This window comes from Amycolatopsis minnesotensis (assembly GCF_039529815.1).
GTDB lineage: Bacteria > Actinomycetota > Actinomycetes > Mycobacteriales > Pseudonocardiaceae > Amycolatopsis > Amycolatopsis minnesotensis.
This window is the reverse complement of the sequence record NZ_BAAANN010000001.1, coordinates 438,554-463,852: the sequence shown is the minus strand read 5'-3', so window position 1 is coordinate 463,852 and position 25,299 is coordinate 438,554. Positions and strand designations below refer to the sequence as shown.

Sequence of the window (25,299 nt, the reverse complement as noted above, 5' to 3'; positions counted from 1 at the left end):
GGTACGTGCCTTTCGCGCGGAGAACCCGCGCGCGATCGTGTTCGCGGCGCCGGTGTGCGCCCCCGACGAGAACGTCCTGGCTGTGCTCGGCGCGATCCCTCAGCCGGTGGGGCCACCGGGTTTCGCGGTCGCCCACTGCTGTGCGCGGCCTTGGTGCAGCGCGGCGTAGACGCGGTCCCGCAGGCGGTTCGCCTCCTCGTCGGATAGCGTGCGGCGCAGGTGCCGCAGGACGATCCGGACGAGGACGTTCTTCTGCCCGTGATGTGCGCCGAGCCGTGCCAGCGCCTGCGGCGGTAACTCCCGGCACGGCGTTTCCCGCACTATCTCGACCGATTCGACCGAGGCCGCGTCGGGACCGAGTGCCTCGCGGACCCGGTCGCCGAGATCCTCCGCGACAGCGTCGCCGGCGACCGCGAGCGAGATGTCTCGCCGGATCGACGGCATCGAGGACACCGGCCGGTACCGGGAGAGATCGGTCAGCTGCACCGCGACCGCGGGATCGGCGGACCGCAGCAACCGGATGTCCGGGATTTCCTTCACCAGCATGACCATCCGGTCCAGCCCCATGCCCATGGCGAGCCCGCTCCACGACCGGTCGAGCCCGGCGCGCGCGAGGACGGCGGGATGGGCGAGCCCGCATTCGGCCACCTCGACCCATTCGCCGCCGCGGTCGACGTCGACCTGACGGCCGGCCACGGTGTACGGGTGGACACGTGGTTCCCGGCGATCGGCGGCGCCGGGCAGCAGCGAGCCGAGCACGGTCGTGATCATCTCGTCGAGATCGCGGCCCGTCATCGGCGGTGTCCGGCGGGAGAGCCGCCACAGGTCGAGCTGGTGCGGTGTCCCGGTGTGCAGGCGGTCGAGCGAATCCCGGCGGTAGACGATCCCGGGGCACACCAGCAGCACGTCGTCGGCAGGGCGGCGCGCGAGATCGCGCAGCGCCCCGGGGACGAGCGCGCTCGAATGGCTGCGCAGCATCCGATTTTCGTCGACGTACCTGGTATACCGGGTGTCGCGGGTGACATCGGACGGCTCGTAGCCGAGGTTGTCGTAGTTGTCGGCGATCGTGACGATCCGATCGCCACGACACCACCGGACCTCACAGCCCCATGCGGTGGCGAGTGCGTCGACGGCGCGGCGGACGGCGAGCCGGACCGCGTGCACGCCCTCGGTGAGATCGCGGACGGCGAGATCGGTGGCGAGCTGGGCAGGGGAAAGCGGGGTGGGCATGGCGAGCCTCCTGAGCGGATCGGGCCTACGGGGTCGGCACCCCCTTGGCCCGAGAGCTCGGCGAGGTCAGCGCGCGGAAAACGAACCCCTTCGCCACCCGGTGCGGGCCAAGGGGCGCCTGAATCGGCGGGAATTCGCTGCCATGGCACCAGGATAACCGGCCGGGCACTGCCAGGAGGAGCGGTTTTCCGGGCGTCCGGTCAGGCGCCGAGCAGGTCGACGAGATCGGTGAGCGCGGCGCCGAGCGGAAGGTCGACGAGGATCGTCGCGTGCTCGTCGCCGCGGGTTTCGCCGCGGTTGACGATGAGCACCGGCTTGCCCGCTTTGGCGGCGTGGCGGACGAAGCGCAGGCCCGACATCACCGTCAACGAGGAGCCGAGCACCAGCAGGCCGTCGGCTTCGCCGACCATCCGGTAGCACTCGTCGACCCGCGGCCGCGGCACGTTCTCCCCGAAGAACACCACGTCCGGCTTGAGAACCCCGTCGGCGCAGTCCGCGCAGCCGACGACGCGGAAGCCGCGCACCACGTCGCCGGGCAGGTCGACGTCGCCGTCCGGGTTGATCCGCGTCGCGGTCGCCTCGAAGTCCGGGTTCGCGGCGCGCAACCGCCGGTCGAGGTCCTCGCGGGCGCTGGTGCGACGGCAGCCGAGGCACACCACCCTGTCCAGGCTGCCGTGCAGCTCCACCACCGGCCCGGTGCCCGCCGCCTGGTGCAGGCCGTCCACGTTCTGGGTGATGACCCCGGTGACGTGCCCGGCGGAGTGCAGCGCGGTGACGGCGCGGTGCCCGTCGTTCGGATGGGCGCGGGCGATCGTGCGCCAGCCGAGGTGGCTGCGGGCCCAGTACCGGCGGCGCCCGGCGGCGGTACCCGTGAACTCGTCGTAGGTCATCGGGGTGTGCGTCCGCAGGCTGCCGGATTCGCCGCGGTAGTCCGGGATCCCGGACTCGGTGGACAGCCCGGCGCCGCTGAGCACCACCACCCGGCCGTTCTCCAGCACGCGGGCGACTTCGGCCATACTGGTCGTCCTCGGGAACGGCGCCCCCGTCGGCGTCCAGGTCAGCGTCGGTCGTGTCCGCACGAGGCCAGTTTACGAGATCGCGGAAAGTCGAGTGGTGAGGTCGGTTGAGGGTGTGCGCTGCCGTGACGGACGCCTTCGGGAATCTGACGCCGCATTCTCGACCGCCACGGCGCGGAGCATGCCGGGGTTGATGTCCTGAAGGTCGCCTTCGCGGCGTTGGATGCCCTCAGGGGCGCCTTCAGGGCGTGTGCTTGGCGATGGGCTGGCTGCGAGAGGCGAGTTCGCGGCGTTGGATTCCCCGAAGGGGCCCTTCAGGGAATTGGCGGGGTCGCGCTGCTCGCCCGCACCGCCGGATCGCCCGCCCCGCGAGGCCCGGCTCTGCCCCGATCACCGGGCCGTGCCCCGATCCGATCCGCCCCGCTTCGGCTCGGCGCTTCCTGACACGTTGCCCTGAAGGCGCCCTTCGCGGCATCGGATTCCCTCAAGTTCCCTCAAGGGCCCCTTGAGGGAATGAGCGCCGGGAGCGGAGCAGGTGCGCGCAAGCGGAATCACGCTCGCTCGGCGGGCGGGGGACTCGATCGAGCGCGTGGTGGTCTCGACCGTGGCCGGTGAGGTTCCTTCCGCCGGATTCCCTTGTCCGGCAACGATTTCTGGTGCACCGACGCGGCGTCAGAGCGGGACGTCGGTGTCGCGCAGCACGCGGAGTGTGTTGCGGCCCGCCAGCTTGACGCAGTCCTCGTCGCTCCACCCGCGGTCGAGCAGCGCCGCGAACAGGACCGGGTACCCCGACACGTCTTCCAGTTCCACCGGCAGCTCGCCGACCCCGTCGTAGTCGCCACCGAGTCCGATGTGGTCGATGCCGACGACTTCGCGCGCGTGCTCGATGTGCGCTACGACGTCGGACACGGTCGCCTTCGGCTTCTCGGGGCCGTCCCACGCCTTCGCGAACCGTTCACGGGCCCCGAGGTCGCGGTGGTCCTGGCCGTCGGCGGCCATGGCGGCCTTCAGTTCGGCGTCCCACGCGGACACCGCGGGCGCGATGAAGCCGGGCACGAAGGTCATCATCGCGACACCACCGTTGCCAGGCAGCCGTTCCAGCACGTCGTCGGGGATGTTGCGCGGGTGGTCGTTGACCGCCCGGCACGAGGAATGGCTGAAGATCACCGGGGCGGTGGTGGTGTCCAGCGCGGCGTGCATGGTGCTCGGTGCGACATGGGAAAGGTCGACGAGCATGCCGATGCGGTTCATCTCCGCCACGACCTCCTTCCCGAACCCGGTGAGCCCGTCGTGCGCGGGTTCGTCGGTGGCCGAATCGGCCCACGGGGTGTTGTAGTTGTGCGTCAGCGTCAGGTACCGGACGCCGAGGCGGCGCAGGATCCGGAGCACACCGAGCGATTCCGCGATGCAGTGCCCGCCCTCGGCACCGAGCAGCGAGGCGATCCGGCCGCTGCGGAGCACCGTCTCCGCTTCCGCCGCGGAGGTCGCGAGGCCGAGCCGGTCCGGGTAGCGCGCCGCGAGCTGGTACACCACCTCGATCTGTTCCAGCACCGCGGTGACCGCGCTGTCCGCGGTGAACCCGCACGGCACGTACACCGACCAGAACTGCAGCCCGAGCCTGCCGTCCCGCAGCTTCGGCAGGTCGGTGTGCAGATCGGGCTGGTGCACGGTGAGATCCGCGGCGCGCACCGCCGAGACCGGGTCGGGACCGCCCTTGACGCGCAACGCCCATGGCAGGTCGTTGTGCCCGTCGGCGAGTACGGCGGAGTCCAGCAGGGTCTTGGCTCGGTCGAGCGAGGTCATCCAGGCGGTCCTTCGATCGGGAACGGAGTCCGGACGCCGATTCTGCCCGAGGCGCGCGGCGCACCGCCCCCGGCGCGCGATTAGGACATCGGCCGCCTGGGTAAATCGCCGGACATGGCACGCGGAAAGGAGGCCGGTATGCGGCGTGAGAGCGATCTGCATTCGCCCCGTGCGGACGACGAGATGAAGGCCGAGCTCCAGGGCATGCTGAAGGGCAACGGACCCACCAGGGCCGAAGAGGGGCTCGACACCGAACCACCCGCCGACGACGATCCGAACGTACCGCCCTTCGGTGAAAGCCGCTGACGTGGCCCTGCCCGGTGCGGACACACCACCGGATGGGGCAGCATGAGCGTCATGGAGATCGAGCGCGGCCACCCCACGCCGGAGGACGCGGAATTCCGGCTGCTGGTCGAGGCGGTGCTCGACTACGGGATCTTCATGCTGGACCGCACCGGGGTGATCGTGAGCTGGAACGCCGGTGCGGAGCGCATCAAGGGCTATTCGGCGGCGGACATCATCGGGCGGCACTTCTCGGTGTTCTACCCGCCGGAGGACGTCGCCGCGGGCAAGCCCGACCGGGAGCTGCAGGTGGCCGAAGCCGAGGGCAGGCTGGAGGACGAGGGGTGGCGCGTCCGCCAGGACGGCTCGCGGTTCTGGGCCAACGTCGTGATCACCGCCTTGTTCGGGACCGATGGACGGCTGCGCGGCTTCGGCAAGGTGACCAGGGACATGACCGAACGCCGCAACGTCGAACGGACGCTGAGCGAACGGCGCCAGCTGCTGCGCCACCTCGTCGACGCGCAGGAAGCGGAACGCAGGCGGATCGCGTGGGACGTGCACGACGACGCGATCCAGGCGATGGTCTCGGTCGGGATGCGGCTCCAACTGCTCTCCGGCAGGGTGCCCCGCGAGGAGATCGCCGAGATCGGCACTCTCGACAACGTCGTCCACGAAGCGGTGCAGCGGCTGCGCGAGCTGGTGTCGCAACTGCGCCCCGCCGCGCTCGACCAGCTCGGCCTCGGCAACGCCATCACCGCCTACCTCGACGACGTCGTGGCGGACTGGAACCTGAGCTGCGCCTTCCGGAACGACCTCGTCGGCGAGCCGCCCCGCGAGTGCGCGATCACCGTGTTCCGGATCTGCCAGGAAGCACTGGCCAACGTCCGCAAGCACGCGAAGGCGAGCACCGTCGCGATCGAACTGTCCACAGTGGATCAGGGGGTGCTCGCGAGCGTGCGCGACGACGGGATCGGGATGGAGGTCGGCGCGGCGTGGACCAAGACGAAACAGGGGCACTTCGGCATGATCGAGATGCGCGAACGAGCGGAGACGGCCGAAGGCTGGTGGACGGTGGCGAGCACGCCGGGGGAGGGCACCACGGTGGAGTTCTGGCTGCCCGTGATGCCGGAGCCGCGGCCGTGAGCGCCCCGTTCGCGGTGCTGATCGCCGATGACGACCACACCATCAGGGAAGCGCTGATGGCGGTGCTGGAGGAGGAGCCCGACCTCGCCGTCGTCGCGGTCGCCAGCGACGCGGACGAGGCGGTCGCGCTCGCCCGTGAGCACACGCCCGACGTCGCCGTGCTGGACCTGCGCATGCCCGGTGGTGGCGGCGCGGCGGCGGCGCGCGGCATCCTGGCGTGTTCGCCGGCCACCAGGATCATGGCCTTCTCCGCCTACGACGACGGAGAGACCGTCGCGAGCTTGCGCGGGCTCGGTATCACCGACTTCGTCCTCAAGGGCTCGCCGAACACGGAGATCATCCAGACCGTCCGCCGACTGGTCTCCTAGCGGGCTCCGGCCTCGGCGGCGGTGAGCAGATCGGCGAGCGTCGCGGTGAACCGCGTCGCGTCGACGTCCGCGGGTGCCGCCCCGAAGTACTCGATGGCGAGGAAGTACCCGACCATCGCCGACTGCATCACGGCCGCGGCCGCGACCGGGTCGCGGATGACCGGCCCGGACGGTGAGCGCAGCAGGAGATCGGCCACCCCGAGTTCGATGCCGCGTTCGAGCATGGTGGTCCGGATCCGCTCGGCGATGTCGGGCATCTTCCCGCGCTCCCAGAACAGGATCGTGATGAGCGGCCTCAACTCGGCCAGGAAGTCGAGATCGGAGCGCAGTTGCGCGCTCAGCGCGCCCGCGGGCGACGAGGCGGGCTCGTTCGGTGGCGGAACCTTCCGCACCCTGGCCAGTTCGGCGGTCACGACATCGGCGAGTAGATCGCCCTTGTCCTTGAAGTGCCGGTAGAAGCCGCCGCTGCCCGCGCTGAGACCGGCCTCGGCCTCCACCGCGGTCACCGGGGTCGCCGCGACGCCGCGTTCGGCGAACAGCCGCACCGCTGCCTCGATGATGCGCTGGCGTGTCTGCGTCCCCATGAGTGGCACGATACCGGCCGGTGCTGTAAGAAGCTTCTTACCCGGTCGGGCCGTTTTCGCGCAGGGGGCGGCGACGGTCCGGCCGGGGCCCAGCGTGGAACACTGGCATCGTGGGAGACAAGGGAATCCGGGACGGTGGCCCGTCGAGGCGGCCTGGCTTCCGCCCGGAGGAGGTCATCGGCCTGCCGGTCAAGCGCGCGCTGCTCGAACTCGCGCACGAGGGCTACGAAACGAGGATCGCCGGGCGCGGCGAAGCCGAGGCGAAGCTCTGGCTCAGCAACCGGGTCACGGTGACCGTCGAATACGGGCTGGTCACCGCCGCGGTCGTCGGGTAAGCGGGGTGAACTGGGCGCGTTGATTCCGAGGCGATGGGGTGGCGGAAGCGTGGACTCGCCCGGGGAGCCGCCGGGCGCTTGGACCCTGAAGGGCGCCTTCGGGGAATCTGGCGCCACAATCTCGCCCCTCGCGGCGCGCTGCATGGTGATGCTGACGCCCCGAAGGGGGCCTTCGCGGCGTCAGATTCCCTCAAGGGCCCCTTCAGGGCATGCGCCCAGCGGACCTCACCTCGGCCCCTACAGGAGCATCCTGCGGGGCACACGTGCGTGCCGCCGTGATGTGGGCCGCGCCCAGTACTCCATCTTCGACGCCGCCGACCCGCGCAAGCTCGCCTTCCGCGAGCGCACCAACCACTGGCACCGCACGGGAAGCGGGCGTGGTCGCAGACGGAGTGACGTACCGGAAACCGTTGCGGTGCAGGAGGAACAGGCCGCGTTGCCGTCCTGAACGGAGTTCGTGCCCTTCCTGGTCAGCGCGGTGAGTGTCCATAGAGGAACGTGCGCACCCCGCTGCGCACGATCCGCTCGGCGTCGTGCTCGGACACGGTGACGCCCGGCCGTTGCCGGAACGCGACCGCGCCCGCGATGAGCAGGATCAACTGGTCGGCCGCTTCGCCAGGGTCGGCGGTGGCGAGCAGGCCGTCGGCGGTGAGCCGTTCGAGGCGCGCGGTGACGGCGCGGGTGACGGCCTGCGGGCCGGAGGTCCGCCAGTGGTCGAAGGTCTCCGCGGGGAAGTGTTCGCGTTCGATGTCGGCGTAACGCGCCATCGCGAAGTGCTCGGGGAAGTCGAGCCGGTGCGCGACCAGTGCGCGGGCGATGCCCCGCACGGTGGACTCGGCGTCGGCGCCGCCGGGTAGCGCGTCGATGCGTTCGGTGAACCCGGCCGCGACGGTGGCGGCCCCCTCGGTGAACACGGAGCGGAAGAGGTCGAGCTTGGTGGGGAAGTGGTTGTAGAGCGTGCGGGTGGACACCCCGGCTTCGGCGGCGATCGCGTCGGTGCCCGCGCGGACGTAGCCGAGCTTGCCGAAGGCGGCGCGCGCGGCGTCGACGATCGCGCGCCGCTTCTCCGGGCGAAGGCGCCGGGGTTTTTCGGTGGACGTCATGGCAGCCGATCGGGTCGTTGTGTAAAGTACATGGAGTACTTTACCTTAAGGAGGAACGATGCCGATCCGGGACTCGCCGCGAGCGGTGGCGGAAGTGCGATGACGGCCACACCTCGGCTCGGTGTCGCCCTGCCGGGCATCGGCGACGGCCGTGACCTCGTGGCGTCCGCGCGGCACGCCGAGGAACTCGGGTTCGAATCGGTGTGGATCCCCGATCTCCTCAACGCCGAGGGCGCACCCGCGCTCGAACCGCTCACCGCGCTGGCGGTGCTCGCGGGCGCGACTTCGCGCATCCGCCTCGGCGTCGGTGTGCTGGTGCCCGCGCTACGGCCCGGCGCCCTGCTCGCCGCACAGCTGGCGACCTTGCAGCGGTTGTCGGACGACCGTGCCGTCCTGGGGGTCGGCATCGGTGGTCCGCCCACCGCGTCCTTCTGGCAGGCCGTCGGCAAGCGGGACGAGGCCAAGGGCCGCCGCCTCGACGCGGCGCTCGACCACCTGGCCGGCCTGCTGCCGGGACGGCCGACCGTGCTGGAAGACCTGCCGGGCGAACCCTCGGTCACACTGGCGCCGCCGGCGGCGGTGCCGGAGATTCTCGTCGGCGGGCAGGGCGAGATCGCGATGCGGCGGGCCGTCCGGCGGTCGGCGGGCTGGCTGCCGTCGCTGCTGGCTCCCGACGAGCTCGCGGCCGCGACGGCGAAGCTGCGCGAGATGGCGCCGGAGGGCGCTGTGCCGGAGGTGACGGTGGGGATCAGGATCTGGGACACCGAGGACAAGGCCGCGCTGGCCGGGTTCCGCGAGGCGGCCACCGAGGTGTACCGGATGCCGCCGGAGGCGATCGACGACCTGGTGGTCGAGGGCACGGCGCCCGCCGTCGAAGAGACGCTGGCCGCGTATGCCGCCGCCGGCGCCGACCGGATCATCGTGACCACGATCGGCCGCGACTGGCGCCACACCTGGGAGACCACCCGCACCGTGGCGAAGGGACTGTCCTGGACCGGCGGTGACTAGTCCACTGTGGACGAATCAGCGGCCGTCCGCGTTCCCGACGCATTCGGCGACCGCCTCGCCGATCGAGGACCTGCCCAGCCAGACGAGCCGCGTCCGCCGCCACAGCGGCGCGCCCGAAAGGGAGACGCGGGTGGCGCCCTCGGTGCGCCGCGGCAGCACACCGACCGCCTGACCGGCACGGACCAGGGTGGCCGCGGTTTCGGTGTCCACGCCGAAATGCCGGAACAGCGGGCTGAACCCGGCTCGCTCGCAGGCGAGCCGGACGCTCGAACGCAGGTCGTCGGGTTCCTCGGCGGGGAACACCCACGCCTCGCCCGCCAGCTCGCGCAGTTCCACCGCGCCCCGCCCGGCCAGGTGGTGGTGCGCGGGCAAGGCGACCGGAAGGGGTTCGGCGCCGAGATCGTGCCCCGACAACCCGCCGAGACGAGGTGCGGGCAGTTCGGCGTACTCGGTGATCAGACCGAGGTCGAGACGGCGTCCGCGCAGCGAGGCCACGATCTCGTCGGCGTCTTCGCGGACCTGGACGAACTGGTTGCCCGCGGGGAGCAGGTCACCGACGACGGCGGTGACCTCGGCGAGCAGATGCCCGCCGGTGGCGCCGATCCGGACCGTCGGCTCGGTGCCGGTTCCCGAAGCGAGCGACCGGGTGGTGGCGAGCAGTTGCTCGAAGCGCACCAGCACGTCCCGCGCGCCGCAGACGAACTGGCTCCCGATGTCGGTCGGGACCGCGCCGTCGGCGCCGCGGTGGAACAGCGCGATGCCGAGGTCCTGCTCGATCCGCTTGAGCTGCGCGGTCAGCCCCGGCTGCGCGATCCCGAGTGCCGCGGCCGCACGGCTGATGCCGCCCGCGTCCGCGACGGCCACCACGACCTGGAGGTGCCGGAGCCCGAGTTCCATCCGCTCACCGTTCCGGCCGGAAACAGCCGAGGATCACCAGGCACCCTGCCAGCGACACGGCCGCCGTCCACGTCGCGGTCACGTGCATGGCGTGCAGATAGGCGTCGTCGGCCGCCGCGACGAGATCCTGGCGGCCGAGTGACCGCGCGCCCTCCGCGGATCCCGTGGCCCTGGTGGCCAGCTCGGCGGGCAGGCCACTGACGGCGGGTGTGATCGCGGTCCGGTACTCGGCGGAGAGCACGGTGCCGAGCGCGGCGACCCCGATGGTGCTGCCCAGCGGCCGGGTGAGGGTGGCGATCGCCGAGCCCGCCCCGGTCCGGCCGGGTGGCAGCGTGGCCACCAGCTCCGCGGTGACCGGCGCGAACACCAGCCCGGTTCCCGCGCCCTGCGCGAACAGCACGACGACCATCCAGGCCAGCGGGGTCGTGGCGTCGAAGACCACGTAGACGGCGAACGTGGCGGTCGCGGTGAGCAGGCCGAGCAGGACGGTCACGCGCAACCCGATGGCGGTGACGACCCTGGTGCAGAGCTGGGTGCCCAGCACGATTCCGGCCGCGGCCGACAGCATCACGAACCCGGCCTGTTCGGCGCTGAGCCGCCGCACGCCCTGCAGGTAGAACGCGCAGTAGAACAGCTGGCCCGCGAGACCGGCGAAAGCGAGCAGGAGCCCGAGCGTGCCGCCTGCGAAGCGGCGGCGCGTGAACAGCGTGACGTCGAAGCTCGGCCGTGCCGACCGCTTCTGGTGCCAGGCGAACACGGCCAGTGCCAGCACGCCGCCGAGCAGGGGGAGCAGCGCCCCCGGTGCGGCGGGGCCCGCGGTGCCGCCCGCTTCGATGATCCCGTACACGAGCGCCCCGAGCCCGAGCGCGGACAACGCCATCCCGCCGGGATCGAGCGGACGGCGGTCCGATGTGGACAGTTTGGGGACGAGGAACAGCGCGGCGAGCGCACAGGCGGCCGCGATCGGGACGTTGACGAGGAACACCGCGCCCCACGAGAACCGGGCCAGCAGGAAACCGCCGAGCACCGGTCCGATCGCGACCGCGACCCCGCCGGCCGAGGACCAGATCGCGATCGCTCTCGCGCGGAACCCCGGCCGCACGCCCAACGTGGCGAGCGCGAGGGTGGCCGGGGTGACGAGCCCGCCGCCCGCGCCCATCACACCCCTGGCGGCGATCAGCACCACCGGCGCGGTGGCCAGTGCCGCGGCGACCGAGGCCAGTGCCAGCACGGTGAGGCCGGTGACCAGCACCGCCTGCGGGCCGAACCGGTCGGTGAGCGCGCCGCCGGTGAGGGTCAGCGCGGCGAACATCAGCGAGTAGGCGCTGATCGACCAGGCCAGCTCGGTCGAACTCGCCCCGATCCCGCGCACCGGATCGGACAGGATGTCGGCGGCGATGTTGAGGATCGTGTTGTCGAGCAGTACCAGTGTCTGCCCGACGATCGCCACCGCGAGCGTCGCGCGCGCACGAGTCCCGGTCAGCGTGTTCACGGGTGCAGCGCCAGCTTTCCCGCCGCGAACTGGCGGGTGCAGGCGGCCACGCGCCTGCCGAGGTGCTCGGCGGTGGCGAGATCCGACCCGCACATCGCCTCCGGCTTCTCGTCCACATTGGACTGCGAGCAGGCGCCGAGGTGGAAGCCGAGCCGGTTGAGGTCGTTCTCGTCGCCCTTGGTGGAATTCCAGCCGGGCGGGAGCCCGAGGCTCACCCACAGCATGCCGTGCTGCGCGGCCAGCGTGGAGAAGTAGCCGAGCGTGCTGGACTTGTCGCCTGCCTTGGAACCGGAGTTGGTGAACCCCGCCGCCAGTTTCCCGACCCAGCGCCCGGTGAACCAGCGGCGGCTGCTGGCTTCGGCGAAACCGTGGAACGCCGCGGACGCGGTGCCCATGTAGGTCGGCGCACCGAACACGATCGCGTCCGCGTCGTCGAGCACGTGCCAGTCCGGCGTGGTGATCCGGTCCACCTCGATCATCGTCACCTCGACCTGGTCGACGGCCGACAGGCCGAGCCGGACCGAATCGGCGAGCCGTGCCGTGTGGCCGCGGCCGCCGTGGTAGGCGACGGCGACCCTGGCGAGGGTGTCTGAACGGGTCACGTGGCTCTCCTCGGGAACGGCTTGCCAGGTCCGGGGCCACTTTCGCAGCCGCGCCTGAGATAACTTTCAAAGAGTTCAGAACGTGCCGGAATTCAATTTCATTGAGAAACCGGCTCCCACTTGCCGAAGTGGCCCCTGGCAAGGCAAAACGGGCGAACTGGCCGTTGCTCGCCGATCGACTGCCTGACCACGGGAAATGCCGGTTCTCAACGCGGCATAACCGGAAAATTATGGCCGATCGGTATTGGTGCGGCCGGTCGTGCGCCGGGCAGACTCGGCGCCGACAGCAGTTCGCCCATCCCCAGAAAACCGCTGGAGGTGACAGGAGGTGACCATGCTCGCCGACGGGAAGTCGTTCCGGCTGCGGAGACTCTCGCTCGCCGGTGACGGACGGTACCTGTTCGTGCCGCTCGACCACAGCGTCTCGGACGGCCCGGTGACCGGACGTCGTGACTGGGCCGGACTGATCCGGTCGATCGTGGCAGGCGGCGCCGACGCCGTCGTCGTGCACAAGGGCCGCGCCCGCACGATCCCGCCGGACGCGCTCGGCGGCTGCGCGCTGATCGTGCACCTGTCCGCGGGCACCGTGCACGCGGCCGACGTCGACGCCAAGGTACTGGTCGGCGACGTCGAACGCGCGGTCGGCTTGGGCGCGGACGCGGTGAGCGTGCACGTCAACATCGGTTCGGACACCGAGGCGCGGCAACTGGCCGATCTCGGCGCCGTGGCCGACGCCTGCGACCGCTGGCACATGCCGTTGCTCGCGATGATCTACCCGCGCGGTCCGCGCATCACCGATCCGCGCGACCCCGTGCTGCTCTCGCACGTGGTGAACATCGCCACCGATCTCGGCGCCGATCTCGTGAAGACCTCCACCACGGTCACCGCGGACCGGATGGCCGAGGTGGTCGACAGCTGCCCGATCCCGGTGCTCGGCGCGGGCGGGCCACCCGATGCGGCCAACGTGGTCGCGTACGGGGCCGGGCTGATGCTGGCCGGCTGCGCCGGGCTCGCGGTCGGCCGCCGGGTGTTCTCCGCCGCGGACCCCACCTCGGTGGTGGCGCGCCTCGCGGCGGTCGTGCACGCCGGGCCGGCCGAGTCCGGTGAAGTTCCCCACCCCACCCATTCCTCCGTCACGACAGGTGTCGCATGAAGTTCGCATGGATCGACGTCCGAGGCCTCGCCCCCGAACTCCGTGCCGCGGTGGTGGACGCCGCCGTGCACGCCAAGGCGCACGGCGTGGTGTCCGACGACGCAGCGCTGCTGCAGACCCTCCCGCCAACGGTCAACGCCGTCCTCGTCGGTGACGGTGAGGCGACCATCAAGATCACCGAGATCGGTACCTCCGACGAGCTGGCCCGGCTGTCCACATCGGACACCGGAGCGGGTGCGCTGGTCAGGGTCGTCGACGACCGCACCCTGCGCCTGGCCTGCGACGCGGCGGTCGCGCTGCCCTACACCGTGGTCGACTTCGCCGACCCGACCAAGATCCCGCTGGAAATCGTGCTCGCCGCCGCCGACCGCGCGCCGGGCAGGCTGGTGACCGTCTGCGCCGATCTCGAAGAGGCTGGCATCGTCGTCGACGTGCTCGAGCGCGGCTCGGAGGGGATTCTGCTCGCACCGAAGGACGCCGGTGAGGTCTTCGCCCTGATCCGGTTGCTGGAGGCGTCGACACCCCAGCTCGACCTCGCCACGCTCACCGTCGACCGCATCGAGCACCACGGGCTCGGCGACCGCGTGTGCGTCGACACCTGCACCCATTTCGCCGAGGACGAAGGGATACTGGTCGGCTCGTACTCGACCGGGTTCATCCTGTGCTGCAGCGAAACCCATCCGCTGCCCTACATGCCGACGCGGCCGTTCCGCGTCAACGCGGGCGCGCTGCACTCCTACGTGCTCGGCCCGGACAACCGCACGAACTACCTCAGCGAGCTGGGCTCCGGGAGCACCGCGCTCGCGGTCAACGCGGACGGGAAGACCCGGCGCGTGGTCGTCGGGCGCGCCAAGCTGGAGTCGCGGCCGCTGCTGACGATCACCGCGCACTCCGCGGACGGGATCGTCGTCAGCCTCACCGTGCAGGACGACTGGCACGTGCGGGTGCTCGGCCCCGGCGCCAAGGTGCGCAACGTGACCGAGTTGCAGCTCGGGGACGAGCTGCTCGGGTACCTGCCGACCGACCAGCGCCACGTCGGCTATCCCATCGGCGAGTTCTGCCGGGAGTCGTGATGCCGGGTTCGATGGCGCAGCTCATCGAGGACCTGTTCGCCGCCCATCCAGGCGACCTGCCGTACCTGGCGCACGGCGACGACGTGCGCACGCGCGCGGACCTGCACGGGCAGGTCCGCGCCGAGGCCGCGGTGTTCGCCGGGTGCGGGATCGGCGAGGGCAGCACGGTGCTGCTGCAGGTGCCGCCCAGCTACACCCAGGTGCAGGCGCTGCTGGCGCTGTGGTCGCTCGGCGCGCAGGTGATGCTGGTGGATCACCGGTTCAAGACCGCCGAGGTGGCGGGCATCAGGTCCGTCGGCAGGCCGCAGTTCACCGTCCGGGGTGGACAGTCCGGCGCGACACCGTCTTTCGCGCGCGAATACGAGCTGTGCACCAGCCACCATCCCACCGGGGAGCAGGCTGGCACCGGGCACCGGCTGGTGCAGTTCAGCTCGGGGTCGACCGGCGAGCCGAAGATGATCGGCCGCACCCCCGCCTCGATCGCCACCGAGATCGACCGGTTCACCCGGATCGAGGGCATGCCGTCCAGGGGTGAACGGGTGCTGCTGCTCAGTTCCACCGCGCACAGCTTCGGCCTGATCGCCGGGCTCCTGCACTCGCTCGCGCGCGGCGTGACCGCGGTGTTCCCGGACCGGGTGTCGGCGAAGGACATGCTCACCGCCGCCGCCCGGCACGACGTCCACCTGTTCTTCGGCACCCCGTTCCACTACGAACTGCTCGGCACCGCGCGCGAACTGCCGTCGCTGCCATCGCTGCGGGGCGCGGTCAGCGGCGGCGAGATCATGGATCCCGCGGTCGCCGCGCGGTTCGAGGGGAAGTTCGGGTTCGCCGTCGGGGAGTCTTACGGCAGCACGGAAACCGGCGTCATCGCGATGGACGTCAGCGGCCGCATGCGGCCGTCGGTCGGGCGTGCGGCCCCCGGTATCGAGATCCGGGTGCGCGCGGACGAACTGGAGGTCATGGTCCCCGACGGCTCACCCTACCTGCGCTCCACAGTGGACGGACGGTATGAGGACGGCTGGCTTCGCACCCGCGACCGCGCGGAGATCGGCGCCGACGGCGGGGTGCGGCTGCGCGGGCGCGGCGATTCGCTCGTGGTGATCGGCGGGCTCAAGGTCGATCTCGGTGAGATCGAGGCCGCGTTGCGCGCGCACCCGGGGGTGACCGAAGCGGTCGTCGTGCACGACGGGGTGATCGACGCCTACGTCGTGGGCGAGGTGGTCGGTCCCGAACTGCTGACCTGGTGCGGGGAACGCCTCGCCGACTACAAGCTGCCCCGCCGCGTCCGGGTGCTCGCCGCGCTTCCCCGCACCTCCAACGGGAAGGTGGTCCGCCGCCACGAAGTGCTCCGCGCCGCCGTCCCAGCCTGACCGTTCGACCACCGAGGAGAAACCACGATGTCCGTTGTCCTTGAAGACGAAATCCGCGCGTTCGTGCTCGACACCATCACCGCCGACATGGGACAGCCGCTCGACCGGGACCAGGTCGGTGACGGTTCGCCACTCGGCTCCGGCGGGATCGACCTCGACTCGCTCAGCCTGATCGAACTGACCATGCGCCTGGAGCGCCGGTTCCAGGTGGAGTTCCCCGAAACCGATATCGAACCGCTCGGCGCGATGAGCCTCGGCGAACTGGTCGCGGACGTCGCGAAGCGGGGCGCGACGGCATGACGGCTCGTGCCGGGACGTTGCCGGACATCGCGCAGGTGCGCGATCTGCTGTCGGATCCGAAGATCTTCCCCGAGCTGACCGGTGACGACGTGGAGTTCGTGCTCGACTCGCTCGGCCTGGTGTGGTTCCTGCACCTGCTGGAGCTGCGGCACGAGATCGCCGCCGACCCGGTCGCTGAGTACTTCACCGGTCCCACCTCGGCGGCCAGGATCGCCGAAGGGCTGGCACAGGATCACCGGGGTGACCGCGATGACCGCTGACGTCGTGGTCACCGGGTACGGCGTGCGGACCGCCTTCGGCAGCGGACCCGAAGCGGCGACCGGCGGGGTGTTCGCGGGCCGTACCTCGTTCCGGCGCGTTCGGCGGTTCGACACCACCGGGTTCCGATCCGGGTTCGCCGCCGTACCGGACGACACCGAGACCCCGGCACTGTCGGGCGCGCTCCGCGAAGTCGCCGACGCCGCGGTGGGCATGGCGGACCTGCCCGCCGGGGGCGAAACGGCCGTGCTCCTCGGCACCGCGGGCGATTTCACCGCGGTGACCCGGTTTTGGCGTTCGGGCGGCGAAGACGCCGACGGCGTGGCGGACACCGTGCCCGCCGCGCTGGCCGAATCGCTGGCGACGCGGTTCGGCGCGCGAGGGCCGAAGTACGCGTTCACGAACGCGTGCGTCGCGTCGGCCACCGCGATCGCCACCGGGTGCGCGTTGATCGCGGACGGCAGGGTGGACAGCGCGATCTGCGCCGGCGGGTACCTCGTCGAGGTCGAGAACCAGGCCAAGTTCGACTCCGGCTGGGCACTGGCGAAGGACGGCACGCTCCGCCCGTTCAGCGCCGGGCGTTCCGGGCTGCTGCTCGGTGACGGCGCGGCGGCCGTGGTGCTCGAATCCGCCGACGCCGCGCACCGCCGGGGCGCGCCCGCGCTCGCGCGGGTCAGCGGATGGGGAATGGCCTCCGACGCCCACCACGTGGCCAGGCCGCATCCCGAAGCGCGCGGGCTCGTAGCGGCGTCGCGCCTCGCCCTGCGCCGGGCAGGCGCCCGGTACGTGGACTACGTGAACGCCCACGGCACCGGCACCAAGCACAACGACATCGCCGAAACACGCGGATTCCACGAGCTGTTCGGCCCCGCTGCGGCGGCCGTGCCGATCAGCTCGACCAAGGGGAGCACCGGGCACCTGCTCGAAGGATCGGGCGCCGTCGAGTTCGTCATCGCGCTGACCGCGCTGCGCTCCGGCATCGTGCCGCCGACCGCGGGATTCACCGAGCCCGACCCCGCGTGCGACCTCGACTACGTGCCGAACGAAGCGCGCGAGGCGCCGTTGCGGCGGGTGCTGAGCGTCAACGCGGCGTTCGGCGGCGCCAACACCGCACTCGTGCTGGAGCAGGTGTGAAACCGGGGGTGCTCGCCGCGGCGATCGGCGACGCGGGCGCGGAGCAGGTCAGCGGGTTCATCGAATCACCGTTCAACCCGCTCGTGAACCAGGTCGCCGCGCGCTGCCTCACCGCGAGCACGGTACCGGGGGAACGGACCGGGATGGTGCTGGTGAGCGTGTTCGGCGACAGCGGCACCACCGATCTCGCCAGCGAACTCCTCGTCGGCGGGCAACCGCACAACGCGTTGCTGTTCATGCAGGCGACGGCCAACGCGATCCTCGGCTACCTCAGCGCGGAGTTCGGGATCTCCGGGCCGCTGCTGTCCGTGTCGACGACGGAGGACCCGCTCCAGCTCGTCGAACTGCTGCTCGACGGCGACGAGCTGGACCAGGTCCTGCTCATCGGGATCGAACTGGCCGCCACCGCGCGGACGGCCGCCGCGCACCACGTCCTCGGCACCGAACCGCAGGCAGAGGACGTCGCGGTGGCACTGCTGCTGGGGCCGGCCGGCGACGGGCCGCCCGCGGTGCCACCCGAAGCGGGACTGCCCGGGCTGCTGGCAATGGCGAACACTTGCGAGTACGCGCAAGTTCGTGGACACCAAGGAGGACAACCGTGATCGGCAAGGACGAACGCGCGCGGATCATCGCCGACACCGAGCTGGGTGCGGGCAACGTGCTGCACCGGATCAAGGCGTACGGCAGGCCGATGGACGAGCGGGTGCTCTGGACCGACGGCACCTGGCAGGCGCCCGGCGGCGGCTCGCCGGGCGTGCTCACCCTCGGCGAGCTGGACGAGGTGGTCGAGACCTATGCGAGCTGGTACCACGCCCGTGGTGTGCGCCCGCGCGACCCGGTCGCGATCCACACCTACTCCAGCACCGAGTTCGCGATCAACTTCCTCGCGCTGACCTCGCTCGGCGCGATCCCGTCCTTTGTCAACGGGAATCTGCGCCCCGAGATCGCCCGCGAGTACGTGCGGCGGCAGGGCGCCGTCGGCGTGCTCACCGACCAGGCCCACGCACCCGTGTTCGACGGTTACCTCGACGCGCTGAACCTGACCTTCGGCACGACCGCGGGCGCGATCGGCGCGGACGCGCGGCAGCCGCTGCCCGAGGGCTATCCGTACTCGCACGACCGGACCGACCCGATCATCATTTCGCACTCCTCCGGCACCACCGGGATGCCCAAGGCGGTGCCGCACACCCACGAGACCCTGCTCTACGCGCAGCTGCACCGGCTCAAGCTTTCCGTCGGGTCCGCGATGGGCCGCCTGCTCGTCGCGCTGCCCGGCTCGCACAACGCGGCGATGTCGGTGCTGATGTTCGGCCTGCTGCTGCGGTCGCCGGTGTACCTGCTCTCCAGCCAGCGCGGCGGGGACGTGCTGGACGCGGCCGAGGAGTTCAAGCCCACCACCATCTTCGCGTTCGCGGGCACCTACGGCGAGATGGCGGCGCACGATCTGTCCGAACGCGACCTGTCCTCCGTGGAGGCCTGGTACAACACCGGTGACGCCGCGCATGAAGCGCACGTCCGCGCCCTCATCGCGCAGGGCAGCTTCGAGACCGTCGGCAAGGACCTGAAGCGGCACCGCGTCGCGGGCTCGGTGTTCACCGACGGCCTCGGCTCGTCCGAGACCGGGTATTCGATCTTCCACAATGGACACAAGCCGGGCAGCTCCGCCTACGGGCGCTGCATCGGGAAGCCGATGAGCTTCGCGCAGGCCGCGGTGCTCTCCGAGGACGGAAAACCGCTGCCGCCGGGTGAAGTCGGCAGGCTCGGCGTGAAGTCACCGACGCTGACACCCGGGTACTGGAACGACTCGCTGACCTTCCACCGGCTCCGGCTCGGCGGCTACTGGCTCACCGGCGATCTGTCCTACCAGGACGAAGAAGGCCGGTTCTACCACCTCGACCGCGCGCCGGACGCGATCAGGACCGGCACCGGGATCGTGTTCAGCACCAGGACCGAGGAACTGCTCCTGCGCGAGCTGCCGGAGCTTGCCGACTGCACGGTCGTCGCGGTCGCCCCCGACGGGGTGCGCGCGGACTGGGACGGCGACGGGGTCGGTGACGCCTACGTCCTGCTCCAGGTCGCCGCCGAGGCCACCGACGTGCGCGACGACGCGGCGTGGACCGTGACGGTGAACGAAGTGCTGACGACGTACGGGTTCCCGGTACTGACCAAGGCACTTCGGATGGACGCCGCCGACGTCGTCAAGGGCGCCACCGGGAAGGTCCTCAAGCGGGAGATGCGGGAGCGGTTCCGGGCACGCCTGCTCGACGAGCGCGCCGCGGGGAGCCCGGCATGACCGCGATCGACCGCGCGCAGCCGTCCACGGTGTCCACTATGGACGTATACCGGCAGTGGTGGCTGCACGACGCGCGCTGGTACCAGGGCGTCGCGAAGCGCTTCGGGCACGAGGCTGCCAACGAGATCAACGCCGAGGCGATGCGGTACGTCGCCGAACACGTCGGCAGGCTCGTCCGGAAACGCGCGGGCGGAAAGCCACCCGGGGACATCGACGAACTCCGCGACCGGTACGAGTCCTGTTCGGACGCGATGTTCCCCGCGGAGCTGCGCGACGGCGCGATCTCGGTGGCGGGCGACGATCTCGTCGAGCTCACCATGCGCCGCAACTTCGCGGTGACGATGGTGCGGATGGCCGGTTCCCTCGACGGCTACGAATGCCCGTGCACCGGCATCCACGCGGGCTGGTCCGCCGGGCTCGGCGTGCGGCTCACCGAGAACTGCGCCACGAGCTGCCTCCGGCACGGCGACGCCGAATGCCGTCTCCTGATGCGGAAAGGGGAGTAGCGGTGCGAGTACTGGTCGCGGGCGCGAGCGGGGTGCTGGGCCGGAGCCTGGTGCCGCTCTTGCGGGCACGAGGACACCACGTGACCGCGATGGTGCGGAACCCGGCGTCCGGCGTCATCGGCGCCGACGACGTGGTGCTCGCCGACGCGCTGGACCGGGAGGCGGTGCACGCCGCGGTGCTGACCGCGAAACCGCGCGCGATCGTCCACCAGCTTTCCGCGCTGCGCGGCCACGACCTGGAGACGACGGCCCGGCTGCGGACCGAGGGAACCGCGAACCTGCTCACCGCCGCCCGCGAGTCGGGCGCCGACCGGTTCGTCGCCCAGAGCATCGCGTTCGCCACCGCGCCGGTGGGAGACCCGGTCGGCGACGAGGACGCGCCGCTCTACCTCGACGCCCCGGACGAGGGCTGGGCGCGCACCGTCTCCGCGGTGGCGGAACTGGAACGGCTCGTGCTCCACGCGAAGGACGTGGCGGGCGTGGTGCTGCGGTACGGCACGCTCTACGGCCGCGGCACCTGGTACCACCCCGGCGGAGCCGTCGGTGCCGCGCTCGCGGCGGGGCGCTTCCGGCTGCCGGAGGTCGCGCGCGGGATCACGTCGTTCGTGCACGTCGAGGACGCGGCGCTGGCCGCGGTCACCGCCGTCGGCGACGCCGGTGACGTGCGCGGAACGTTCAACATCACCGACGACGACCCGGCGGAAGCCGAGGTCTGGGCGCCCGAGCTGGCCAGGGCGTTCGGCGGGCCGGAGCCGCGCCGGGTGCCTGCCGAACTGGCCGAACGCCTGCACGGCTGGTTCGGCGCCCACCAGCTCACCGCGCTGCGCGGCGCGGCCAACGACCGCGCGCGCCAGGCGCTGAACTGGAAGCCTGCCAGGCCGACCTGGCGGAGGGGGATCGCGGGCGATGACCGCTGAGCTGCGGATCGGCCTGATCGGCGCCGGCCCGAGGGGCACCTCGGTGCTCGAACGCCTGCTGGCCAATGTGGACGGTCAGCCGGTGTCGGTGCACGTGGTCGACGAGTTCCCGCCGGGCCCCGGCAGGGTGTGGCGGACCAGGCAGCACGAAGGCCTGCTGATGAACACCGTCGCGTCGCAGGTCAGCATGTTCACCGACGAAAGCGTGCCGTGCGCGGGCCCGATCGTGCGGGGGCCGAGCCTGCACGAATGGGCCACGCAGGTGGCAGCGGGCGCGTTTCCCGGCGCCTGCCCGGACGGAGTGCGCGCCGAGGCGCGGGGCCTCGGCCCGGACGACTACCCGACGCGGGCGTTCTACGGGCACTACCTGCGCTGGGTCTTCGACCGGCTGCGCCGCGGCGCACCGCCGTGCGTGCGGATCACCGTGCACACCACGGCCGCCGTCGCGCTCGACGACACCCGCGACGGACGGCAGGTGATCGTCCTGCGCGACGGCTCGACGCTCGCCGGCCTCGACGCCGTGGTGCTCGCGGTCGGGCACGGGCCGCTGACCGGCGGCGGCGAGCGGGAACGCCTGGCGCGGTTCGCGCGGACGCACGGTCTCACCTATGTCGCGCAAGCGAATCCCGCGGACGTCGACCTCTCGGTGCTCGAACCGGGGGAGCGGGTCGCGTTGAGAGGACTGGGACTCACCTTCTTCGACTACCTGCACCTGCTGACCGAAGGACGCGGCGGAGTGTTCGAGCGCGCCGCCGGCGGTCTGCGGTACCGGCCATCGGGGCGAGAGCCGAGGCTGATCGCCGGATCGCGGCGCGGCGTGCCGTATCACGCCCGAGGGGAAAACCAGAAGGGCCCGTTCGGCAGGCACGTCCCGCTGTTCCTGACCGGCGCGGTGATCGACGACCTCCGGCGGCGGGCGGCGGCCGGTCACCCGCCCGACTTCCGCGGAACCGTGTGGCCGCTGGTCGATCTCGAAGTCAAGGCCGTCTACTACCGGACGCTGGTGGCCTCGGCGGTGTCGGAGGAGGCCGCGCGGAGGTTCCTCGAGGAGTTCGTCCGCACCCGCGACGAGGAGCCGGGCCTGCGGCGGCACGGCATCGCCGAACGCTGGGACTGGGCGCGCATCGAATCCCCGTACGGGGCCAGGACCTTCGACGATTCCGACGAGTTCGCGGTGTGGCTGCTCGGCTACCTTCGCGAGGACGTGCGCGAAGCGCGGCTCGGAAACGTGGCGAGCCCGCTCAAAGCGGCCCTCGACGTCCTGCGCGACCTGCGCAACGAGGTGCGGCTCGTGGTCGACCACGGCGGCATCGACGGCGGCTCCTACCGCGACGAGCTGGAACGCTGGTACAACCCGCTCAACGCGTTCACCTCGATCGGCCCGCCGGTGCGCAGGATCGAAGAGATGATCGCGCTCGTCGAAGCGGGCGTGCTGCGGCTGACCGGCCCCGGGATGACCGTGGCGCCCTCGGCGTGGGACGGGTGCTTCCTCGTCGGCTCCGGCACGGCCGACCCGGGTGTCGAGCCGGTGACCGGTCTCATCGAGGCCCGGCTGCCCGAGGTCGACCTGCGGCGCAGCGACAACCCGCTGCTGCGGTACCTGCTGGCGACCGGTCTCTGCCAGCCGTACCGTATGCGCGATGGCGAAGCAGGGTGCTACGAAAGCGGTGGCCTGGCGGTGACGGGCAGGCCGTACCGGGTCGTCGACCGGCGGGGCCGCCCGCACCCGGCGCGGTTCGCGTTCGGGATCCCGACCGAGGGCGTGCACTGGGTGACCGCCGCCGGGATCCGGCCGGGCGTCGGCTCGGTGACCCTCGAAGACGCCGACGCGATCGCGCGGGCCGCACTCGACTGCTGCCTGCCGCGGGAGAACAGGAGAGGAACGGATGACGGACAGCGGTCTCCTCGGCCCGGTGTGGGCAGGGACCCCGATCGAATCGGTGGTCGGCGATGAGGCGTGGCTGCGCGCCATGCTCGACGCCGAAGCCGCACTGGCGAGGGCGCAGGCACGGCTCGGCCTGATTCCCGGATCGGCTTCGGAGTCGATCACCAGCGCCGCCGCGAGCGCTCGGCTCGACCTGCGCGAACTGGCCGTGCGCTCGCGGTCCGCGGCGAACCCCGTCGTGGCGCTGGTGCCCGCGTTCACCGAAGCCGTCCGCGAGATCGACCCGGCCGCCGCGGAGTACGTACACCGCGGCTCGACGAGCCAGGACATTTTGGACACCGCGTGCATGCTGGTGGCGAAACGCGCATTCGCGCTGATCGAGGACGACCTGACCGCCGTCGCCGCCTCCCTCGCCGCGCTCGCCGAGTCCCACCGCGAGACCGTGCTTGCCGGGCGGACCCTCACCCAGCACGCCGTGCCGATCACCTTCGGGCTGAAGGCGGCGACCTGGCTGCAGGGCGTGCTCGACGCGCTCGCCAGGGTGCGGGCACTCGGGTTGCCCGCCGAACTCGGCGGCGCGGCTGGCACGCTGTCGGCGTACGGGGCGTACGCGGAACTCGACGCCGGATCACCGCTGCCGCTCGGCGGAGCCGAACTGATCGCGCCCTTCGCCGAGGAGACCGGGCTCGCCGAACCGGTCACCTGCTGGCACACCGCACGCGCCCCGATCGCCGATCTCGGTGCCGTCGCGCAGTTCGTGACCGGTGCGCTCGGAAAGCTCGCACTCGACGTCCAGCTGTCGTGCCGCACCGAGATAGGCGAACTGGCCGAGCCGTTCGCCACCGGTCGCGGCGCCTCGTCGGCCATGCCGCAGAAGCGGAACCCGGTGCTGGCCACGCTGATCCTGTCCGCCGCGCGCCAGGTCCCGTCCCACGCGCTCGTGCTGGCGCAGAGCATGCTCGCCGACGACGAACGCCCTGGCGGTGCGTGGCACGCCGAGTGGCAGTCGGTGCGGGAAGCGCTCCGGCTCACCGGCGGCGCGGCGCACACCGCGGCCGAGCTGTGCGCGGGACTGGTCGTGCACCCGGAGCGGATGGCGGAAAACCTGGCGCGAACCGGCGGCGCGATCGTCGCCGAACGGCTCAACGTCGCACTCGCCCCGGTACTGGGCAAGGCGCCGGCCAAGAAGCTGCTCACCGACGCCGCGATCGAAGCGGACTCCACCGGGAAACCGTTCGCGGCGGTCGTCGCGGCACTGCCGGAGCTCGCCGACCTCCTCGCCGACGGCAAGCTGCTCGACCCGCGCGAGTACGTCGGCGCCTCGGACGCACTCGTCGACCGGGTACTCGCGCGCTACCGCGTACAGCGCCCCTGATCGCGGATTTCTCCGTAAGCGGGCCAGCATTCGTTATCCGGGCTGTGCCCACGACATCGGGCTGTGAACACTGCGCGGCTCGGGTACCGCATGCGGGCGAAGTCGCCGTCGTTCTGACCAAAGGTCAGTCTTGCTTGTCGCCGACCTCGCGGGGGTGAACGATGTCGCCCTATTCGGTGGCGCCGTTCATGAGAGTTCCTCACACGCTTGGGTAGTCTCGGCACTGGGTTGTTGCCAGCCACGCCCCGCATCGCGGCTACTGGAAGCGTTCGTGTTCCTCAATGAGCGGGTAGGTGACTGGCCATGGCCAGAGGTATTCGCAGCATGTGCGTTGTCGCGTTACTGGTGGCGGCCATGACGTCGGCACCGCCCGCGTCCGCCGTCCAGGCTGATGCGTGCGACCAGTCCGATGGTTACCGGTTCAATTCCGTCGACGGGACTAAACTGGGACCCGCCGGTAACTGGCGCCCCGGTGAATGTATCGAGGTGGTGGACGTCGTGGAGGGCTGGTACCGGCGAGATGCCCTGTACCAGTGGCAGACGGTATGGGTCCTCGACCTGAACAAGGAGTACAAGTACTTCTACAAGGACAAATCAGGGTTCTGGGTGGACGGCGACCATTTTCAGCGGAACAAGCCACTGCACCCGCCGGCGCCTCCGCCGAAGCCTCCCGTCGTCAAGGGAACAGTGGTTGCGAACCCCGCTGTCACGGACAAGGACGGCAACACCAGCGTGGTGTGGACCTTGACCAATGAGGGCGAAAATCCGGCTGATTCGGTCTACGGGATCTTCGATTACGACATCAACGCTCTCGCTCCTGAAGGCGCCGTCAACTCGGCGTGCGGCCCCGACGATGAACCGATCGACGACGAAGTCCCAGATATCTACAACGCGGTGTGCTTCGCTCCAGGGCAGCTCGATCCGGGGCAGACGGTCACGATCACCCTCAAAGTCCGAGTCCTCAACTGCGACAACGCGGGAGTCCAGCCGATGTTCGTCGCACAGTACTTCGACACGCAACGTCGCAGGATCTACGACGTTCACCAACAACCCGCGGTGGGGTTCACGTGCCCGCCGAAGGAGGCCACGGCCATCACCTCGCCCCGGACTTCGTCGCGACCATGAGATGGCGCTCTTCGGCGAGAAGCCGGAGCCGCCGGGGAATCCTGAGC

The 25,299-nt window shown here is 71.2% G+C and carries 26 protein-coding genes; 18 read left to right on the top strand and 8 right to left on the bottom strand.

The genetic code is table 11. The features are described 5' to 3' along the window. Positions 1 to 99 precede the first annotated feature (99 nt). The 3 genes from srmL to ABD256_RS01880 form a co-directional block, all read right to left on the bottom strand. Entirely contained in the window at positions 100 to 1,230 is a 1,131-nt protein-coding gene (gene srmL / locus ABD256_RS01890; RefSeq protein WP_344412632.1) for a PheS-related mystery ligase SrmL, read from the bottom strand. Between the two features lie 200 nt (positions 1,231 to 1,430). Then, on the bottom strand, positions 1,431 to 2,309 hold the full coding sequence (locus ABD256_RS01885) for an NAD-dependent protein deacetylase (RefSeq protein WP_344412630.1): 879 nt from the start codon (positions 2,307 to 2,309) through the stop codon (positions 1,431 to 1,433). A gap of 609 nt (positions 2,310 to 2,918) precedes the next feature. Next, complete coding sequence (locus ABD256_RS01880) at positions 2,919 to 4,049, bottom strand: dipeptidase (protein ID WP_344412628.1); 1,131 nt, start codon at positions 4,047 to 4,049, stop codon at positions 2,919 to 2,921. Between the two features lie 138 nt (positions 4,050 to 4,187). Between ABD256_RS01880 and ABD256_RS01875 the strand changes: the two genes are divergently transcribed. The 3 genes from ABD256_RS01875 to ABD256_RS01865 are packed head-to-tail and all read left to right on the top strand — an operon-like array spanning position 4,188 to position 5,842. Then, a complete protein-coding gene (locus ABD256_RS01875) occupies positions 4,188 to 4,355 on the top strand; it encodes a hypothetical protein (protein ID WP_344412626.1) in 168 nt (55 codons plus the stop codon). Positions 4,356 to 4,406: 51 nt separating this feature from the next. Beyond that, positions 4,407 to 5,474: a PAS domain-containing sensor histidine kinase gene (locus tag ABD256_RS01870; protein ID WP_344412624.1), complete on the top strand. Its 1,068-nt coding sequence runs from the start codon at positions 4,407 to 4,409 to the stop codon at positions 5,472 to 5,474. Then, positions 5,471 to 5,842: a response regulator gene (locus ABD256_RS01865; protein ID WP_344412622.1), complete on the top strand. Its 372-nt coding sequence runs from the start codon at positions 5,471 to 5,473 to the stop codon at positions 5,840 to 5,842. The genes ABD256_RS01870 and ABD256_RS01865 overlap by 4 nt, the downstream gene beginning before the upstream one ends. Here the strand turns inward: ABD256_RS01865 and ABD256_RS01860 are convergent. Next, positions 5,839 to 6,426, bottom strand: coding sequence for a TetR/AcrR family transcriptional regulator (locus ABD256_RS01860; RefSeq protein WP_344412621.1), 588 nt, complete (start codon positions 6,424 to 6,426; stop codon positions 5,839 to 5,841). The two genes, ABD256_RS01865 and ABD256_RS01860, sit on opposite strands and share 4 nt — an antisense overlap. 110 nt (positions 6,427 to 6,536) lie before the next feature. On the opposite strand from ABD256_RS01860, the gene ABD256_RS01855 reads away from it, so the two are divergent. Continuing rightward, complete coding sequence (locus tag ABD256_RS01855) at positions 6,537 to 6,761, top strand: hypothetical protein (RefSeq protein ID WP_344412619.1); 225 nt, start codon at positions 6,537 to 6,539, stop codon at positions 6,759 to 6,761. A 470-nt stretch (positions 6,762 to 7,231) separates the two neighbouring features. Here ABD256_RS01855 and ABD256_RS01850 read toward each other — a convergent pair whose 3' ends face one another. Beyond that, positions 7,232 to 7,864 (bottom strand): TetR/AcrR family transcriptional regulator, encoded by a 633-nt coding sequence (locus ABD256_RS01850; protein ID WP_344412617.1) that lies wholly within the window; start codon positions 7,862 to 7,864, stop codon positions 7,232 to 7,234. A gap of 99 nt (positions 7,865 to 7,963) precedes the next feature. Between ABD256_RS01850 and ABD256_RS01845 the strand changes: the two genes are divergently transcribed. Next, on the top strand, positions 7,964 to 8,872 hold the full coding sequence (locus tag ABD256_RS01845) for an LLM class flavin-dependent oxidoreductase (protein ID WP_344412615.1): 909 nt from the start codon (positions 7,964 to 7,966) through the stop codon (positions 8,870 to 8,872). A gap of 15 nt (positions 8,873 to 8,887) precedes the next feature. On the opposite strand, the gene ABD256_RS01840 is transcribed toward ABD256_RS01845, so the two are convergent. Genes ABD256_RS01840 through ABD256_RS01830 form a run of 3 tightly spaced genes read right to left on the bottom strand, consistent with a single transcriptional unit; the run spans position 8,888 to position 11,863 of the window. Further along, entirely contained in the window at positions 8,888 to 9,769 is an 882-nt protein-coding gene (locus ABD256_RS01840) for a LysR family transcriptional regulator (RefSeq protein WP_344412613.1), read from the bottom strand. A 4-nt stretch (positions 9,770 to 9,773) separates the two neighbouring features. Then, on the bottom strand, positions 9,774 to 11,261 hold the full coding sequence (locus ABD256_RS01835) for an MFS transporter (RefSeq protein WP_344412611.1): 1,488 nt from the start codon (positions 11,259 to 11,261) through the stop codon (positions 9,774 to 9,776). After that, complete coding sequence (locus ABD256_RS01830) at positions 11,258 to 11,863, bottom strand: flavodoxin family protein (protein ID WP_344412609.1); 606 nt, start codon at positions 11,861 to 11,863, stop codon at positions 11,258 to 11,260. The genes ABD256_RS01835 and ABD256_RS01830 overlap by 4 nt, the downstream gene beginning before the upstream one ends. A gap of 334 nt (positions 11,864 to 12,197) precedes the next feature. Between ABD256_RS01830 and ABD256_RS01825 the strand changes: the two genes are divergently transcribed. From ABD256_RS01825 to ABD256_RS01765, 13 genes are all read left to right on the top strand, one after another. After that, positions 12,198 to 13,016 carry a 2-amino-3,7-dideoxy-D-threo-hept-6-ulosonate synthase gene (locus ABD256_RS01825; RefSeq protein ID WP_344412674.1) on the top strand — a complete coding sequence of 273 codons (819 nt, stop codon included), beginning with the start codon at positions 12,198 to 12,200 and terminating at the stop codon, positions 13,014 to 13,016. After that, positions 13,013 to 14,089, top strand: a complete 1,077-nt coding sequence (locus tag ABD256_RS01820) for a 3-dehydroquinate synthase II family protein (protein WP_344412607.1) — start codon at positions 13,013 to 13,015, stop codon at positions 14,087 to 14,089. The genes ABD256_RS01825 and ABD256_RS01820 overlap by 4 nt, the downstream gene beginning before the upstream one ends. Further along, the gene (locus ABD256_RS01815; protein WP_344412604.1) at positions 14,089 to 15,459 is read left to right on the top strand and encodes a class I adenylate-forming enzyme family protein; all 1,371 of its coding nucleotides are present in this window, start codon (positions 14,089 to 14,091) and stop codon (positions 15,457 to 15,459) included. Before ABD256_RS01820 ends, ABD256_RS01815 begins: the two co-directional genes overlap by 1 nt. A gap of 27 nt (positions 15,460 to 15,486) precedes the next feature. Further along, positions 15,487 to 15,759, top strand: a complete 273-nt coding sequence (locus ABD256_RS01810) for an acyl carrier protein (protein WP_344412602.1) — start codon at positions 15,487 to 15,489, stop codon at positions 15,757 to 15,759. Further along, the gene (locus ABD256_RS01805) at positions 15,756 to 16,019 is read left to right on the top strand and encodes a hypothetical protein (RefSeq protein WP_344412600.1); all 264 of its coding nucleotides are present in this window, start codon (positions 15,756 to 15,758) and stop codon (positions 16,017 to 16,019) included. Before ABD256_RS01810 ends, ABD256_RS01805 begins: the two co-directional genes overlap by 4 nt. Further along, positions 16,009 to 17,151 (top strand): beta-ketoacyl-[acyl-carrier-protein] synthase family protein, encoded by a 1,143-nt coding sequence (locus tag ABD256_RS01800; RefSeq protein ID WP_344412598.1) that lies wholly within the window; start codon positions 16,009 to 16,011, stop codon positions 17,149 to 17,151. Before ABD256_RS01805 ends, ABD256_RS01800 begins: the two co-directional genes overlap by 11 nt. Further along, the gene (locus ABD256_RS01795) at positions 17,148 to 17,753 is read left to right on the top strand and encodes a hypothetical protein (protein ID WP_344412596.1); all 606 of its coding nucleotides are present in this window, start codon (positions 17,148 to 17,150) and stop codon (positions 17,751 to 17,753) included. Before ABD256_RS01800 ends, ABD256_RS01795 begins: the two co-directional genes overlap by 4 nt. Then, positions 17,750 to 19,444 (top strand): class I adenylate-forming enzyme family protein, encoded by a 1,695-nt coding sequence (locus ABD256_RS01790; protein ID WP_344412593.1) that lies wholly within the window; start codon positions 17,750 to 17,752, stop codon positions 19,442 to 19,444. Before ABD256_RS01795 ends, ABD256_RS01790 begins: the two co-directional genes overlap by 4 nt. Further along, positions 19,441 to 19,950: a hypothetical protein gene (locus ABD256_RS01785; protein ID WP_344412591.1), complete on the top strand. Its 510-nt coding sequence runs from the start codon at positions 19,441 to 19,443 to the stop codon at positions 19,948 to 19,950. Before ABD256_RS01790 ends, ABD256_RS01785 begins: the two co-directional genes overlap by 4 nt. A 2-nt stretch (positions 19,951 to 19,952) precedes the next feature. Further along, a complete protein-coding gene (locus tag ABD256_RS01780) occupies positions 19,953 to 20,867 on the top strand; it encodes an NAD-dependent epimerase/dehydratase family protein (protein ID WP_344412589.1) in 915 nt (304 codons plus the stop codon). After that, entirely contained in the window at positions 20,857 to 22,821 is a 1,965-nt protein-coding gene (locus ABD256_RS01775) for an FAD/NAD(P)-binding protein (RefSeq protein WP_344412587.1), read from the top strand. The genes ABD256_RS01780 and ABD256_RS01775 overlap by 11 nt, the downstream gene beginning before the upstream one ends. Next, a complete protein-coding gene (locus tag ABD256_RS01770; protein WP_344412585.1) occupies positions 22,754 to 24,127 on the top strand; it encodes a class-II fumarase/aspartase family protein in 1,374 nt (457 codons plus the stop codon). The genes ABD256_RS01775 and ABD256_RS01770 overlap by 68 nt, the downstream gene beginning before the upstream one ends. A gap of 303 nt (positions 24,128 to 24,430) precedes the next feature. Next, entirely contained in the window at positions 24,431 to 25,252 is an 822-nt protein-coding gene (locus ABD256_RS01765) for a hypothetical protein (RefSeq protein WP_344412583.1), read from the top strand. Positions 25,253 to 25,299 lie beyond the last annotated feature (47 nt).

Bases quoted from the DNA above. Each gene is read 5' to 3' on its own strand.
- srmL (WP_344412632.1), bottom strand. From the start codon at position 1,230: ATGCCCACCCCGCTTTCCCCTGCCCAGCTCGCCACCGATCTCGCCGTC.
- ABD256_RS01880 (WP_344412628.1), bottom strand. From the start codon at position 4,049: ATGACCTCGCTCGACCGAGCCAAGACCCTGCTGGACTCCGCCGTACTC.
- ABD256_RS01875 (WP_344412626.1), top strand. From the start codon at position 4,188: ATGCGGCGTGAGAGCGATCTGCATTCGCCCCGTGCGGACGACGAGATG.
- ABD256_RS01870 (WP_344412624.1), top strand. From the start codon at position 4,407: ATGGAGATCGAGCGCGGCCACCCCACGCCGGAGGACGCGGAATTCCGG.
- ABD256_RS01860 (WP_344412621.1), bottom strand. From the start codon at position 6,426: ATGGGGACGCAGACACGCCAGCGCATCATCGAGGCAGCGGTGCGGCTG.
- ABD256_RS01850 (WP_344412617.1), bottom strand. From the start codon at position 7,864: ATGACGTCCACCGAAAAACCCCGGCGCCTTCGCCCGGAGAAGCGGCGC.
- ABD256_RS01845 (WP_344412615.1), top strand. From the start codon at position 7,964: ATGACGGCCACACCTCGGCTCGGTGTCGCCCTGCCGGGCATCGGCGAC.
- ABD256_RS01840 (WP_344412613.1), bottom strand. From the start codon at position 9,769: ATGGAACTCGGGCTCCGGCACCTCCAGGTCGTGGTGGCCGTCGCGGAC.
- ABD256_RS01825 (WP_344412674.1), top strand. From the start codon at position 12,198: ATGCTCGCCGACGGGAAGTCGTTCCGGCTGCGGAGACTCTCGCTCGCC.
- ABD256_RS01820 (WP_344412607.1), top strand. From the start codon at position 13,013: ATGAAGTTCGCATGGATCGACGTCCGAGGCCTCGCCCCCGAACTCCGT.
- ABD256_RS01815 (WP_344412604.1), top strand. From the start codon at position 14,089: ATGCCGGGTTCGATGGCGCAGCTCATCGAGGACCTGTTCGCCGCCCAT.
- ABD256_RS01810 (WP_344412602.1), top strand. From the start codon at position 15,487: ATGTCCGTTGTCCTTGAAGACGAAATCCGCGCGTTCGTGCTCGACACC.
- ABD256_RS01805 (WP_344412600.1), top strand. From the start codon at position 15,756: ATGACGGCTCGTGCCGGGACGTTGCCGGACATCGCGCAGGTGCGCGAT.
- ABD256_RS01800 (WP_344412598.1), top strand. From the start codon at position 16,009: ATGACCGCTGACGTCGTGGTCACCGGGTACGGCGTGCGGACCGCCTTC.
- ABD256_RS01785 (WP_344412591.1), top strand. From the start codon at position 19,441: ATGACCGCGATCGACCGCGCGCAGCCGTCCACGGTGTCCACTATGGAC.
- ABD256_RS01775 (WP_344412587.1), top strand. From the start codon at position 20,857: ATGACCGCTGAGCTGCGGATCGGCCTGATCGGCGCCGGCCCGAGGGGC.
- ABD256_RS01770 (WP_344412585.1), top strand. From the start codon at position 22,754: ATGACGGACAGCGGTCTCCTCGGCCCGGTGTGGGCAGGGACCCCGATC.
- ABD256_RS01765 (WP_344412583.1), top strand. From the start codon at position 24,431: ATGGCCAGAGGTATTCGCAGCATGTGCGTTGTCGCGTTACTGGTGGCG.